Here is a 12,881-nt window from a genome sequence, read left to right as displayed (position 1 = left end):
GGCTCCCGCCTCGGCGCTCCTCGAGCTCGCACGGTCAAGGCCGAGGTGGACCCGTCCAGGACCGGCAGCACAGGGTGCCGAGCACATGAAGCGGGGCACAGATGAGTGAGGCTCCGGCCGCCGGCTTGTCGCCATCCGTCCAGAGAGCGCTGGACTGGGCAAGCGCTGTTGCCCGGGTCCGGGAACGGACTCCTGCGGCCGACCCCGATCCGCTCCCGACGCCGAGCGACCTGTTCGTCGGCACGATGCTGGCTCACGCGGACAGTGACGGAGAGGTCCGGGTACTGCTGACACATTTCGGTCTGACGGCGCGCGACATCGTCGGCGAGCAGTACGCGCGCGTGACCCCGGTGAACCTCGCCGCCGTGGCTCCGTCGGTGAGCGTGGGTCGGCCGGTGCCGAGCGGTCCGATCGACGGCATCGTCGACTGGGCACAGCGGCAGAGCGGCGGTGACGTCCAGCTGCTCCATCTCCTCGGTGCGATGCTGGCCATCCAGACAGAGCTGATGACCAGCTTCGAGTCGGCTTTCACGTACATCGGGGAGAGCCGACAGGCCGTCGCCTCGTCGTACGAGTCGTGGCTCTCCACTCGACCTCAGGACGAGCCGCGCACCGCCGGGGCGTCCCTGCGGGAATGGCTGCAGAGAAACAACCCGCGTGCTCCGGTCAACGTCGCGGGGTTCTCGACCGATGACATCTCGAGCCCGGACCTGCCACAACAGGACCTGGTGGGAATCTCGCCGGAGGCGAATGCCCTGGCCTATCTCGTCGCCTCGCGTGACCTCGCGCCACCGCTCGCCGTTGGCCTGTTCGGGGACTGGGGAAGCGGAAAGAGCTTCTTGATGCGAGACGTGCGCAATCGCGTCCGCGGTCTGGTGGCCTTGAGCGACGGACAACCACAGCACGAATCCGCCATCTGGCAGAACATCCAGCACATCGAGTTCAACGCCTGGGAGTACGTGCAGGGCGACCTCTGGGCTGGGTTGCTCGAGAAGATCTTCCAGAAGCTGGGCACGGCCATCAAGACGCGCACCCTCGTCGAGGAAAGGCAGGCCCCCGTCCGGACGCGATGGACCGAGCAGCTCGTCGTGGTCGAGAGCGCCGAGCTCGCCAAGGAGGAGCTCGGAGTTCGGGTTGAGGCCGCGGCGAACGACGTGACCAACGCCAGTGCCGCTCTCACTCAGCGAAAGCACGAGGCGGGCCAGCTGGAGGGGACCGTTCCGGAGGCCACGAGGATCGCCGCCAGAAAGGTGCTCAGCGAAGTCTGGTCCGAGGAGCGGGTCAAGGCGCTCGGAGCCGACGCGGACGGGCTGCTCACTGCTCTCGAGGAGGCCTGGGAGGAGATGCGTCAGGGCAAGGCACTCCTGGGCCCGTACTGGAAGGACTGGCGCCGGTTCGCCGTGCTGTGCGCAGCGGTCGCCGTGGTCCCGTTGGTGACCTGGCTGGTCGGGTGGCTGACGGGTGTGGGAGACGTCGGCTCGGCGCTCGCCGGTCTGGCCGCGGGGGTGCCCGTGCTCATCGCCTGGCTGCGGCTCTTCACGAGCTGGAGCCAGAAGCAGCGACACTCGATCGCCATGGCCCAGCAGCAGGTGCGGGCGACTCATCAGGCACCTGTCGCCCAGGCGCAGCGCGACCTGGACCGGGCGCAGGCCCGACATGCCGAGATGCTGAAGGCGCTGTCGGACCAGAGCGCCACCGTGGCACAGGAGAAGCAGCGAGCACTCGAGCTCGAGGCAGAGCTCAAGACCCTCACCGCCGGGCGGGTGTTCACCGAGTTCGCAGACAAACGAAGCACCGACTACCGGGCGCAGCTCGGCTTCCTCGGGACTGTTCGGGCTGATCTGAGGACGATCGAGGCCGAGGTCACCAAGAACAACCAGATGGCCGTTGCCCCGGAGTCCGATGGGCAGCCGTCGCACAATGTGCAGATCCCCAACCGGATCGTGCTGTATATCGACGATCTCGACCGATGCCCACCCGCGAAGGTCGTCCAAGTCCTTGAGGCCGTGCACTTGTTGCTCGCCTTCCCGTTGTTCGTCGTCTTCGTTGCGGTCGACTCGCGATGGCTCACCTCGGCGCTGCTCCAGCAACTTCATGCCCTGCGGGCTCAGGACGACGACAAGACCTCTGCGGATGGACTCCCCACGGCCCGCGACTACCTGGAGAAGATCTTCCAGCTCCCGTTCTGGGTGCAGCCCCTGTCAGGGGATGACCGCCGAAACATCGTGTCCGGCCTCCTCGGGCCAACCGTGCGCGGGGACACCGCCGAAGCCGGAAACGTGGCACCCGGAGCGCTGAGCATGGACGAGTCACGCTCTGAAGCCCTTGACGCGATGCTCGGCCAGAGCGGAAGCGGGCTCAGGCTCGAGACCAGCTCGTTGGCCCTGACTCCTACCGAGCTGGAGTTCGTCGCGAGTCTCGGCCCCCTCGTCGGTGAGACACCGCGGCGCATCAAGCGGTTCGTCAACACCGTCCAGTTCGTGCTCTCGGTGCGGCCGCCCCTCGTCGGCGACGGCCCCCACTCACCTCGACTGGCCGCCGCTCTGTTCGCCGCCATTCATGAGGGCACGCCAAGCGTTGCGCGTGAGTTCTTCAAGGAATCCAAGGAGAACGAGCCGTTGGACCTCGCTCTCATGGCGCTGGGCACCGAGGATGCCGAACGGGTCCGGCTGTCGGCGTGGTTGGACCAACCCGCCAACCAGCACTGGAGGCAAGTGACGCCGCGCATCATCGGTGAGCGATGCCAGATGGTGCAGCGGCTCAGCTTCGACCGGCCCACACGTTGACCCTGCCGAAGCGCCTTCAGCGGGGCTAGCCGCGTTGTTGGGCCGCCCACGAGGCGTGCAGCGCGGCATACACGCCGTCCTGCTCGACCAGGTCTCGGTGCGGGCCGCGCTCGACGATGCGCCCACGGTCGACGACGATGACCTCGTCGGCGGCCTCGGCCGTCGAGAGCCGGTGGGCGATGGCGATCGAGGTGCGGCCGCGGGTGAGGCCCTCGAGCGCCCGCTGGAGGCGCACCTCCGTGGAGGGATCGACGGCGGAGGTCGCCTCGTCGAGCACGAGCAGGTCGGGGTCGGCGAGGTAGGCACGGGCCAGGGCCACGAGCTGCCGCTCGCCGGCGGACAGCGACTCGCCCCGCTGCCCCACCTCGGTGGCCAGGCCCTGCGGCAGGCCGGCCAGCCAGGCGTCGAGGCCGAGCTCGGTGAGGGCCAGCTTCACGTCCTCGTCGGTCGCGTCGGGTCGCCCGAACCGGACGTTCTCACGCAGCGTGGCGTCGAAGAGGAAGCCTTCCTGCGGCACCAGCACGACGCGCTCGCGCAGCGAGGAGAAGCGCACGTCTCGCAGGTCGACGCCGTCGATGCGGACGGTGCCCTCGGTGGGGTCCATCAGGCGGGTGAGCAGCTTGGCGAGGGTCGACTTCCCCGAGCCGGTCTCCCCCACGATGGCCACGCGGCTGCGCGGCCCGATGGCGAGGTTGACGTCGTGCAGGACGGTGTCGGCCCCGGGATAGGCGAAGGACACGGCGTCGAAGTCGACCGCGATCGGTCCCCGCGGCAGCACCTGCCCGTCGTCACCGGGATCGGCGACGTCGGCGGGGGTGTCGATCACGCCGATGACGCGGCGCCACCCGGCCACAGCGTTCTGGAGCTCGTTGAGGATCTCGGTGGCCTGCTGCACCGGCTGGGTGAACAGGTTGACGAGGAAGAGGAAGGCGAGCAGCTGTCCGAGCGTGAGGTGGCCGCCGACAGCCTGGATGGTGCCGACGACGAGCACGACGGCAAGGGTCAGGCCAGCGACGAGCTGCCCCGAGGAGAAGGCCACGACCGAACGCACCTGGGCCCGGATCGACGCGCTGCGGTGCGCCTCGATGGCGCCGTCGATGCGGTGCGCCGTGCGCTCCTCGACGCCGTAGGCCCGGATGGTCGCCGCCCCGACGACGGACTCCGAGACCGCAGCGAGCAGGTCGCCGACCCGCTCGCGCACGACCGTGTAGGCCCGCCCCACGATCTTCTGGAACCGTCGGATGACGAACAGCAGCGGCACGAAGCACAGCCACACGACCCCCGTCAGGAGGGGGCTGTAGAAGAACATCAACCCGGTCGCGACGGCGATCTGTCCCAGGCTGAGCACGAGGATGATGCCGCCGAACTGGACGAACTGGCTGATGGTGTCGACGTCGGAGGTCACGCGGCTGACCATCGACCCCCGGCGCTCGGTGTTCTGCGTGAGCATCGACAGGTCGTGGATGTGGCGGAAAGCCTTGAGCCGCAACGACGCCAGCCCGGCCTCGGAGGCCTTGAAGAGGCGCACGTTCACGGCATACGCGCTCAGGGCGGTGGCCGCGACGGCGATCAGGGCGAGCAGCACGTAACGGGTGACCAGCCCCGGGTCGGGACCGTCCTTGCCGAGCAGCCCGTGGTCGGTCGTCTGCTGGACCACGAACGGCACGACGATCCGCCCGACGGTCGTGATCGCGGCGAGCCCGAGAGTCACCCCGAGCCCGCGCCGGAGCTCGGGCGAGAGGTCGAGCCCGCGACGCAGGGTCGCCATGGTCCCCAAGGACGAGGTCGTGTCGATGGAGGTGCTCACGCGGACGCCCCCTCCTCGTCGGCGGCGAGGGCAGCGCGCTCGGCAGCCTCGCGAGCGTAGGCCGTGACGAGCCGCTGGTAGCCGACGCACCGCTCCTCGAGCTCGCGATGCGTGCCGTGGTCGACCACCCGCCCACCTTCGACGTAGACGATCTGGTCGGCGAGCGTGATCGTCGACATCCGGTAGGCGACGACGAGCACCGAGGTGCCGGCACTGGACCGTCGCAGGCCGGCCAGGATCGCCTGTTCGACCGCCGGGTCCACGGCACTGGTGGCGTCGTCGAGGACGAGCAGCTGAGGCCGGCGGATCACGGCCCGGGCCAACGCGATCCGCTGGCGCTGACCGCCCGACAGGGAGGTGCCACGCTCGCCCACCCGGGTCTCGATGCCGAGGGGTAGGTCCTTCACGAACCCGGTCGCCTGCGCGATCTCCAGCGCCTCCCACACCTCGGCGTCGGCGTAGTCGCCGCCCAGCGCGACGTTGCCGCTGACCGTGTCGTCGAACATGAACGTCTGCTGTGGCACCAGCGCCGCCGCCGCGGAGACCCCTCCGCGGGCGATCTCCCGAAGGTCGAAACCGTCAATGGTCACGTGCCCGCGATGCGGGTCGACCAGGCGCAGCGTGAGGTTGGTCAGCGTGGTCTTGCCCGAGCCGGTGGGCCCGACCAGGGCGACCGTCGACCCCGCGGGGACGTCGAGCGAGACACCGTGGATGGCCTGGAAGGTGCCCTCCTCGCCTGCCTCGTCGACGATGTCATAGGAGTAGTCGACCCCCCTCAGCTCGGCGTGCGAGGAGCCTCGACGCGGCAGCTGCGTCTCACCGAAGGCCAGCTCACCACGGGCCTTGAGGACCGCATCGACCCGGTCCCAGCCGACGACCGTGCGCGGGAGCTCTCCGAGCACCCAGCCGAGGGCGCGCACGGGGAAGGCGAGCACCGAGATGAGGTAGGCCACCTGGACGACCGCCGCGGGAGTGAGGGCACCGGAGGCGACCTGGTGGGCGCCCACGGCGAGGACGGCGAGCGTGCCGAGCGTCGGGATGGACTCGATGACCGGGTCGAAGGTCCCCCGGGTGCGGCCGACCTCGACGTTGGCCCGCTGCAGCCGTCGGGTGACCTCCTCGAACCGGTCGGACTCCTGCTGCTCGCGCCCCATCGACTTGACGATGAGCGCTGCCTCGAAGCTCTCGTGGGCGACTTCGCTGACCTCGGCGCGGAGCTGCTGCGCCCGGGAGACCCGCGGTGACATGGCCCGCTGGAACACGATGTTCGCCAGGAACAGCAACGGGAAGACGGTCAGGCCGATGATGGCCATCACCGGGTCGACGAGCACCATCTGCACGATGCCGGCCACCAGCATGACGATCACGCCGATCGCCATCGGCAGTGGGGCGAAGACGTTCCACGTCGCCTCGACATCGGCGTTGGCGTTGGACAAGAGCTGCCCGGAGGGGTGCCGGTGGTGCCAGGCGAGCGGGAGCCGGAGGTACTGCCGCGTCACCTCGCGGCGGAACCCGGCAGCGACGTTGTACATCGTGTAGCCGGCGGCGATCCGTCGGATCACGACCCCCACCACGTTGATGACCACGACCCCGGCGATCCATCCGAAGATGGTCCACAGCTGGGTCGCGGTGGCGTGCCCTGCGGCGACAGCCGGCTGGACCTGCTCACGCGTCACCTTGCCGATGGCCCAGGCCGTCAGCACGGTCATCACGCCGTAGAGCGTGCTCCCGGCCACCGCCAGCGCGAACCAGCGTGGCTCGCGCCGGATCCCGACGCCCACGATGCCGAGGCTGCGGCGCAGCGACGGCGCGGCGTCGACGGACACAACGAACCTCCGGATCAGGCACAGGGGTGGGAAGAGCAACCTTCTCATGTGCCGGGCATGATGGCCTCCATGACCCACCTCGCCCGGCTCGAGCGCGACGCCCTGTGTGACACCTTTCTGACAACCGGGCCGGACGCGCCCACCCTGTGCTCCCCGTGGACGACGGCCGACCTCGCGGCCCACCTGGTGGTGCGTGAGCGCCGACCGGACCTGGCGCCGGGCATCTGGGTCCCCGCCCTGGCCTCACGGCTCGAGGACGGCATGGCCGAGTACGCCGCCAAGCCGTGGGACGAGCTCGTCGACCTCGTGCGTTCGGGGCCGCCGGCCTGGTCCCCGACCCAGAACAGCCGGGTCGACAACGCGGTCAACCTCGTGGAGTTCTTCGTCCACCACGAGGACGTCCTGCGTGGTGACGAGCAGGTGGGACCTCGCAGGGAGCTGACCGAGCGAGAGAGCCGCGCCCTCTGGAAGACGTTGTCCCGCATGGGCAAGCTCTTCTTCCGCCGCAGTCCGGTGGGTGTCGTCCTCAGCACCCCGGAGGGCAAGACCCTCCATGCCAAGGACACGACCGACCTCGGCACGGTCGTGATCGAGGGCCACCCGTCCGAGCTGCTCCTGGCTGCCTACGGCCGCCGCCGCGTGGCCGCGCTCGAGGTGACGGGCAGCGACGCCGCCATCGAAGCGCTGTGGGACGCCCCGCTCGGCCTGACCTGACCCGCTGCGGAAACGACCGCGGTCAACGCACTGGTATGCCGCCCTCCCGCAGGGCCTCCTTGACCTCACCGATGGTGAGCTCGCCGAAGTGGAAGACACTGGCGGCCAGCACGGCGTCCGCCCCAGCACGCACGGCAGGGGCGAAGTGGTCGACTCGTCCGGCTCCCCCACTGGCGATCAGGGGGATCCGCACCGCTCGGCGGACCTGCTCGATGAGCTCGAGGTCGAAACCGTCCTTGGTACCGTCGGCATCCATCGAGTTGAGCAGGATCTCACCGGCGCCGAGCTCGGCCGCGCGGGCGCACCACTCGATCGCGTCCAGCCCCGCACTCTGGCGACCACCATGCGTCGTGACCTCGAACCCCGTGGTCGGCGAGCCGGAGTCGTCGCGGCGACGCCGGACGTCGGCAGACAGCACCAGCACCTGCGAGCCGAACCTGTCGGCCACCTCGGAGATGAGCTCGGGGCGGGCAATCGCGGCCGTGTTCACGCCCACCTTGTCCGCACCGGCCCGCAGCAGCCGGTCGACGTCGTCGACGGTGCGCACTCCCCCTCCGACGGTCAGCGGGATGAAGACCTGCTCCGCGGTGCGACGCACGATGTCGTAGGTCGTCTCGCGGTTGGCACTGCTGGCGGTCACGTCGAGGAAGGTGAGCTCGTCGGCGCCCTGCTCGCCGTAGGCCTTGGCGAGCTCGACGGGGTCGCCCGCATCCCGCAGGTTGGCGAAGTTGACTCCCTTCACCACCCTGCCGGCGTCCACGTCGAGGCACGGGATGACACGCGTCGCAACACTCACTACGCGAGCCTAGCGATCTAGTCTGGAACACATGCCCAGCGACCAGATAACGGAAGCAGTCGCGGTCATCGTCACGCTGGTCGATGCCAGCGAAGCACTCTGTGGCACAACACACCTCATCTGCATCGACGGACCCAGCGGCGCCGGCAAGACGACCCTGGCGAGCGCTGTGGCGGCCGCCCTCGCAGCGCCCACCCTGCACATGGACGACCTCTACCCCGGCTGGGGCGGGCTGCGTGCCGGCACGCAGCGGGTCCAGGAGTGGATCGTCGGGCCGCTCACGCTCGGCCACCCGGCCCGTTACCGGCGGTGGGACTGGGCCACCGACCGGTATGCCGAGTGGGTGCAGCTGCCGTCGTCGGAGGTGGTGGTCCTCGAGGGGTGCGGGGCGGGCGCCCTCCCGGCCGGGAAGGCGGCATCCGTCCTGGTGTGGGTCGAGGCCGAGGAGTCCGTGCGCAAGGCGAGAGGCATCGCCCGCGACGCCGTCTTCGCCCAGTTCTGGGACGGCTGGGCCGTCCAGGAACGCCGCCTCTACGAGGCGGACCGCACCTGGGAGCGGGCCGACCTCTATCTCGACACGACCCTGGACCGGCGGCAGCAGCTCAGTCGCTGACCGTCCCAGCTCCGTCGACCGTCCTCGACGCCGCGGTGAGCACGCGGCATACATAATCGGGGCATGGAACCGGCAGACATGATGGCGGCCGTCACGACCTCCATGGAGGAACGCACTGGTCGTTCGCTGGACGAGTGGGTGGCGTTGGTGCGTGAGTCCGGCCCCGACCCCCTGGACCAGCGGGCCGTCCGCGCCTGGCTCAAGGAGGTGCACGGCGTCCCGCAGAACTCGCAGTGGGCCATCGCGGATGCCGCTGCCACCGGTGCGGGCTGGCAGCGTCCGGACGTCGACGCCTACACGGATGCGCTCTACAGCGGGTCGAAGGCGCACCTGCGTGCGATCCACGACGCTGTCATGACCTTGGCCGAAGCCCTCGGCGAGGACGCCAGGCGCGAGGGGCGAGGCACCTACATCCCGGTCATCCGCAAGACCCAGTTCGTCGCCGTCGCCCCAGGTCCGCGCGGGACCGTGCGTGTGGGGTTCCGCTTCCGCGGGAGCCCCCCTGAGGACGAACGCCTGTCTCCCGCGAGGGGTTTCGCGCAGGCAACCCACTGGCTCCACCTGGCCGCCGATGCCGACGAGGACGACCTCCGCTCGCTGGAGCCCCTGCTCGAGGCGGCCTACCGCCAGAACGGCTGACGTGCCCAGCGCCGACCTCGCCCGCGCCGCCGCCCGCTCCCGAAGGGAGGCGCGCGCCCGCACCGACCGGCTGCTCAGCCGGATGTTCTTCATCGTCCAGTGCGGCCTCGGCGCGGCCACCGCCTGGTGGGTGGCCAGCTCGGTCCTGCACCACACCCGGCCTTTCTTCGCCCCGGTGACGGCAATGATCTCCCTGGGGATGTCGTTCGGCCAGCGACTGCGCCGAGTGACCGAGGTGATGATCGGCGTGGCGGTCGGCGTCTTCGTCGGCGACGTCTTCGTCCACTTCTTCGGGTCCGGGTTCTGGCAGATCGTGGTCGTCGTCGTGCTCGCGATGAGTGTCGCCGCCCTCCTCGGCGCCGGGATGCTGCTCATCACCCAGGCCGGGGTGCAGTCCGTCATCGTCACCACCTTGGTGGCCGGGTCCGGGCAGGCGTTCACCCGCTGGCTCGACGCCGTCGTCGGAGGGGTCGTGGCCCTGCTCTTCACCCTGGTCGCCCCGGCTGCCCCGCTGCGCAAACCGCGACAGCAGGCCGCGCTGGTGGTCCACGAGATCGGCGAGATCCTCGCCGACACGGCGCGTTCGCTGAGGGAGCACGACGCCGACCTCGCCTCGGCCACGCTCGCCCGCGCCCGCGACTCAGAGTCGATGCTCGACGAGGCCAGGACGTTGTCCGCCGAGGGGGTGGCGGTCGTCCGGCTCTCACCGTTCAGGCGGCGCCACCTCCCCGGCGTGCAGGCCATCGCCGACCTGCTCGAACCCCTCGACCGCGCCATCCGCAACCTGCGAGTCCTGGTCCGCCGGGCCGCGATCGCGACCTGGCGTGGGGAAGAGGTCCCCACGGCATACCTGCGGCTGTTGGATGCCCTCGCCGAGACGAGCGAGGACATCGCCCATGAGCTCGGCGAACGTCGACTCCCCACCAACGCGCGGGTCGGGCTGCAACGGATCGGTGAGGCCAGCGCCGTCATCGACGCGTCGGCGGGGCTGTCCGGCGAGGTGATGCGCGCTCAGATCCGGTCGATGGTGGTCGACCTGCTGATGCTCACCGGCATGCCGCTCACGCAGGCTCGTGACCTGGTGCCCGAGTCGATGTCGACCGGACGGCAGGAGGACTGAGCGGGGCTGCGAGACTGACGGCGATGTCTTCCCGTCCCAGCCCCCACCTGCCCCCCGTCTGGCTGATGGCCCTGGCCCTGGTCGCGGTGGCTGCCAACCTGCGCACCGCCATGGCCAGCGTCCCGCCACTCACCGAGTCCATCGCGGGCGACCTCGGCCTGTCCAACACAGCCCTCGGCGCGCTCACCACCCTGCCGGTCCTGTGCATGGGGCTGTTCGCGCCCTTCGCGCAACGGATCGCCGCCCGCCTCGGCGCAGCGGCCTCCATCGAGCTGTCCATCGCATCCGTGGCCGTGGGGCTGGCGCTGCGCTTCGCAGGCGGCGCCACGTGGCCACTGTATGCCGGGACCTTCCTCGCGGGCGTAGGCATCGCCATCGGCGGCACCCTCCTCCCGGGCCTGGTCAAGGAGCTGTTCCCCCCTGAGCGGGCCGGGCTCGTCACTGGTCTCTACATGCTGGCGATGATGGGTGGCGCCGGTGCGTCCTCCGCGTTGTCGGTGCCGCTCGAGGGGTGGGTGGGATCGTGGCAGGCCGCGCTGGGATCGTGGTCAGTCCTCGCCCTCGTGGGGGTCCTGGCGTGGGTGCCGGTCCTGACGGGGCACGCCCGGCACCGTGCGGCGAACCCGTCGGTGCTGGCCCCCGTCGGGCTGCCCTGGCGACACGTCACCGCTTGGCTCGTGGCGGGCTACCTCGCGGTGCAGTCCGTCGAGTTCTACTCCACGCTGGCCTGGCTCGCCCCGTCGTACACCGCGCGCGGCTGGGACCCGACCCACGCGGGCTATCTTCTCTCGGTCTTCACAGCCGCCCAGCTCGTGTCCGGGCTCGCGGCACCGGCGCTGACCGACAAGATCACCGACCGCCGGGTGCTGCTCTTGTCGGCGGCCGTGCTCGGGCTCCTGGGACAGTCCGGGCTGTGGCTCGCACCTACGGCAGCCCCGTGGGTCTGGGCCACGGTGTTGGGATTCGGCCAAGGCGCGTCCTTCGCGCTCGGGCTGGTGCTCATGGTCGACTACGCAGGCACTCCTGCTGCCAGCGGGCGGCTGGCGGGGATGGCCTTCTTCGTCAGCTACACGGTCGCCTCGTTCGGGCCGGCGATGATGGGAACGGTCCGGGACGTGTCGGGGTCCTTCACGGCCGTCTGGGGTGCGCTGACCGTCCTCATGCTCGGCCAGGTCGCGTTCTCCTCGCTGCTCCGGCCAGGGCTGCGCAAGGTCGACTGACCGAGTCAGTCCAGGGTCACGTCGGGACTGGTGGCCGAGGGGCCGAGGGCCTGGACGAGGGCGGCGAGGCGGCCGGCCTCGGCGCGCCCGAAGCCCGAGTCCGCCTTCTGGATCGCCATGACGGCCACCGTGTCGGTGTCGGACAGGGCGATGGTCACCCACGGGTCGCCACCCGAGAACCTCACGTCGACGATCTCGCGCCAGGCCACGGTGCGGGTGGTGAAGAGGTTGCGGACGGTCAGGGAGTCGCGCGTCGGGACCGCCCTGATCGAGGCGAACCGCCACAGCAGCACTGCGATCGCGACCCCGACCGCGGCGAAGAAGATCCTGTCACCGGTGCGCCACGTCCCACCCTGCGCCGGCCCGGGCAGCAGCAGCGCGATCACGCCGAAGACCACGAGGGTGGCAGCGGCGAACGCATAGGCGACGGACCGTCCCCGTCGCGCCCGGAAGACCGCAAAGGCTGCCTGCTCGTCCGCGCTGGCGGCCCGACCCGACGGGGTCACGGTGGTCACAACCGGCAGGCAGCGATGTCGGTCACCAGGATCGCCCGCGCCCCGAGGTCGTAGAGCTCGTCCATGATGGCGTTGGTCCGCACTCGCGGGACCATCGCCCGCACGGCGGCCCACTCCTTGTTCTGGAGGGCTGAGACGGTGGGCGACTCCAGTCCGGGGGTGATGGCACAGGCTGCCTCGACGAGGTCGACGGGGACGTCGTAGTCGAGCATCACGTAGTGACGCGCCGTGACCACCCCGGTGAGGCGACGACGCAGCACGTCCACCGCGGCTGTCTCGTGAGAGCCCTCGCGACGGATGAGGACGGCCTCGCTGCGCAGGATCTCCTCACCGAAGACCTCGAGCCCCTGCTGCCGCAACGTCGTGCCGGTCTCGACGACATCCGCGATCACGTCGGCGACGCCCAGGGTGATGGCGGTCTCGACCGCGCCGTCGAGACGGACCACCTCAGCGCTGACTCCCTGGTCGGCGAGGTGCTTCCCCACGAGCCCCGGATAGCTCGTCGCGACCCGGTGACCGGAGATCTCGGCGACGCTCGCGCAGGTGCCGGGCTTCGCGGCATACCGGAAGGTCGAACCCCCGAAGCCGAGCGTCATGACCTCGATCGCCGCACTGCCGGCGTCGAGCAGCAGGTCGCGGCCGGTGACACCGCAGTCCACGGTGCCGGACCCGACGTAGACAGCGATGTCACGGGGACGCAGGTAGAAGAACTCGACCTCGTTGTCCGCGTCGGTGAGGACGAGCTCCTTGGTGTCACGACGGGTGCGGTAACCCGCCTCGCGCAGCATCTCGACCGCGGGCTCGGACAGGGAACCCTTGTTGGGCACAGCAATTCGCAGCATGTC

General features: G+C 70.2%; 11 protein-coding genes. 6 read left to right on the top strand and 5 right to left on the bottom strand.

Annotation, left to right across the window (positions count from 1 at the left end; all coding sequences use genetic code 11):
• Positions 1-101: 101 nt before the first annotated feature.
• On the top strand, positions 102-2,786 hold the full coding sequence (locus AC1DWR_RS15105; RefSeq protein ID WP_477612741.1) for a P-loop NTPase fold protein: 2,685 nt from the start codon (positions 102-104) through the stop codon (positions 2,784-2,786).
• Between the two features lie 25 nt (positions 2,787-2,811).
• Here AC1DWR_RS15105 and AC1DWR_RS15100 read toward each other — a convergent pair whose 3' ends face one another.
• Positions 2,812-4,554, bottom strand: coding sequence for an ABC transporter ATP-binding protein (locus AC1DWR_RS15100; protein WP_477613414.1), 1,743 nt, complete (start codon positions 4,552-4,554; stop codon positions 2,812-2,814).
• Between the two features lie 35 nt (positions 4,555-4,589).
• A complete protein-coding gene (locus tag AC1DWR_RS15095; RefSeq protein WP_477612740.1) occupies positions 4,590-6,419 on the bottom strand; it encodes an ABC transporter ATP-binding protein in 1,830 nt (609 codons plus the stop codon).
• Positions 6,420-6,488: 69 nt separating this feature from the next.
• Between AC1DWR_RS15095 and AC1DWR_RS15090 the strand changes: the two genes are divergently transcribed.
• A complete protein-coding gene (locus AC1DWR_RS15090; RefSeq protein ID WP_477612739.1) occupies positions 6,489-7,133 on the top strand; it encodes a TIGR03085 family metal-binding protein in 645 nt (214 codons plus the stop codon).
• Positions 7,134-7,155: 22 nt separating this feature from the next.
• Here the strand turns inward: AC1DWR_RS15090 and hisF are convergent, their stop codons facing one another.
• A complete protein-coding gene (gene hisF, locus AC1DWR_RS15085; RefSeq protein WP_477612738.1) occupies positions 7,156-7,929 on the bottom strand; it encodes an imidazole glycerol phosphate synthase subunit HisF in 774 nt (257 codons plus the stop codon).
• Between the two features lie 31 nt (positions 7,930-7,960).
• Between hisF and AC1DWR_RS15080 the strand changes: the two genes are divergently transcribed.
• The 4 genes from AC1DWR_RS15080 (at position 7,961) to AC1DWR_RS15065 (ending at position 11,521) form a co-directional block, all read left to right on the top strand.
• The gene (locus AC1DWR_RS15080; protein WP_477612737.1) at positions 7,961-8,542 is read left to right on the top strand and encodes a nucleoside/nucleotide kinase family protein; all 582 of its coding nucleotides are present in this window, start codon (positions 7,961-7,963) and stop codon (positions 8,540-8,542) included.
• A 63-nt stretch (positions 8,543-8,605) separates the two neighbouring features.
• Complete coding sequence (locus AC1DWR_RS15075) at positions 8,606-9,181, top strand: DUF5655 domain-containing protein (protein WP_477612736.1); 576 nt, start codon at positions 8,606-8,608, stop codon at positions 9,179-9,181.
• 1 nt (position 9,182) lies between these two features.
• Positions 9,183-10,301: an FUSC family protein gene (locus AC1DWR_RS15070; RefSeq protein ID WP_477612735.1), complete on the top strand. Its 1,119-nt coding sequence runs from the start codon at positions 9,183-9,185 to the stop codon at positions 10,299-10,301.
• A gap of 23 nt (positions 10,302-10,324) precedes the next feature.
• Complete coding sequence (locus AC1DWR_RS15065) at positions 10,325-11,521, top strand: MFS transporter (RefSeq protein ID WP_477624727.1); 1,197 nt, start codon at positions 10,325-10,327, stop codon at positions 11,519-11,521.
• Between the two features lie 5 nt (positions 11,522-11,526).
• Here the strand turns inward: AC1DWR_RS15065 and AC1DWR_RS15060 are convergent, their stop codons facing one another.
• Together AC1DWR_RS15060 and hisG are read right to left on the bottom strand one after the other, a co-directional pair.
• Complete coding sequence (locus AC1DWR_RS15060; RefSeq protein ID WP_477612733.1) at positions 11,527-12,036, bottom strand: PH domain-containing protein; 510 nt, start codon at positions 12,034-12,036, stop codon at positions 11,527-11,529.
• Positions 12,033-12,878 carry an ATP phosphoribosyltransferase gene (hisG, locus tag AC1DWR_RS15055; RefSeq protein WP_477612732.1) on the bottom strand — a complete coding sequence of 282 codons (846 nt, stop codon included), beginning with the start codon at positions 12,876-12,878 and terminating at the stop codon, positions 12,033-12,035. The genes AC1DWR_RS15060 and hisG overlap by 4 nt, the downstream gene beginning before the upstream one ends.
• Positions 12,879-12,881: the final 3 nt, after the last annotated feature.

The organism is Pedococcus sp. P2_E2 (assembly GCF_056403955.1).
The sequence above is the reverse complement of the archived record's forward strand: the minus strand, read 5'-3'. Positions and strand labels throughout refer to the sequence as shown.

What these genes read in the sequence shown, in the direction of transcription:
- AC1DWR_RS15105 (WP_477612741.1), top strand. Translation starts at nt 102, where the DNA reads ATGAGTGAGGCTCCGGCCGCCGGCTTGTCGCCATCCGTCCAGAGAGCG.
- AC1DWR_RS15100 (WP_477613414.1), bottom strand. Translation starts at nt 4,554, where the DNA reads ATGGCGACCCTGCGTCGCGGGCTCGACCTCTCGCCCGAGCTCCGGCGC.
- AC1DWR_RS15090 (WP_477612739.1), top strand. Translation starts at nt 6,489, where the DNA reads ATGACCCACCTCGCCCGGCTCGAGCGCGACGCCCTGTGTGACACCTTT.
- AC1DWR_RS15080 (WP_477612737.1), top strand. Translation starts at nt 7,961, where the DNA reads ATGCCCAGCGACCAGATAACGGAAGCAGTCGCGGTCATCGTCACGCTG.
- AC1DWR_RS15075 (WP_477612736.1), top strand. Translation starts at nt 8,606, where the DNA reads ATGGAACCGGCAGACATGATGGCGGCCGTCACGACCTCCATGGAGGAA.
- AC1DWR_RS15065 (WP_477624727.1), top strand. Translation starts at nt 10,325, where the DNA reads ATGTCTTCCCGTCCCAGCCCCCACCTGCCCCCCGTCTGGCTGATGGCC.
- hisG (WP_477612732.1), bottom strand. Translation starts at nt 12,878, where the DNA reads ATGCTGCGAATTGCTGTGCCCAACAAGGGTTCCCTGTCCGAGCCCGCG.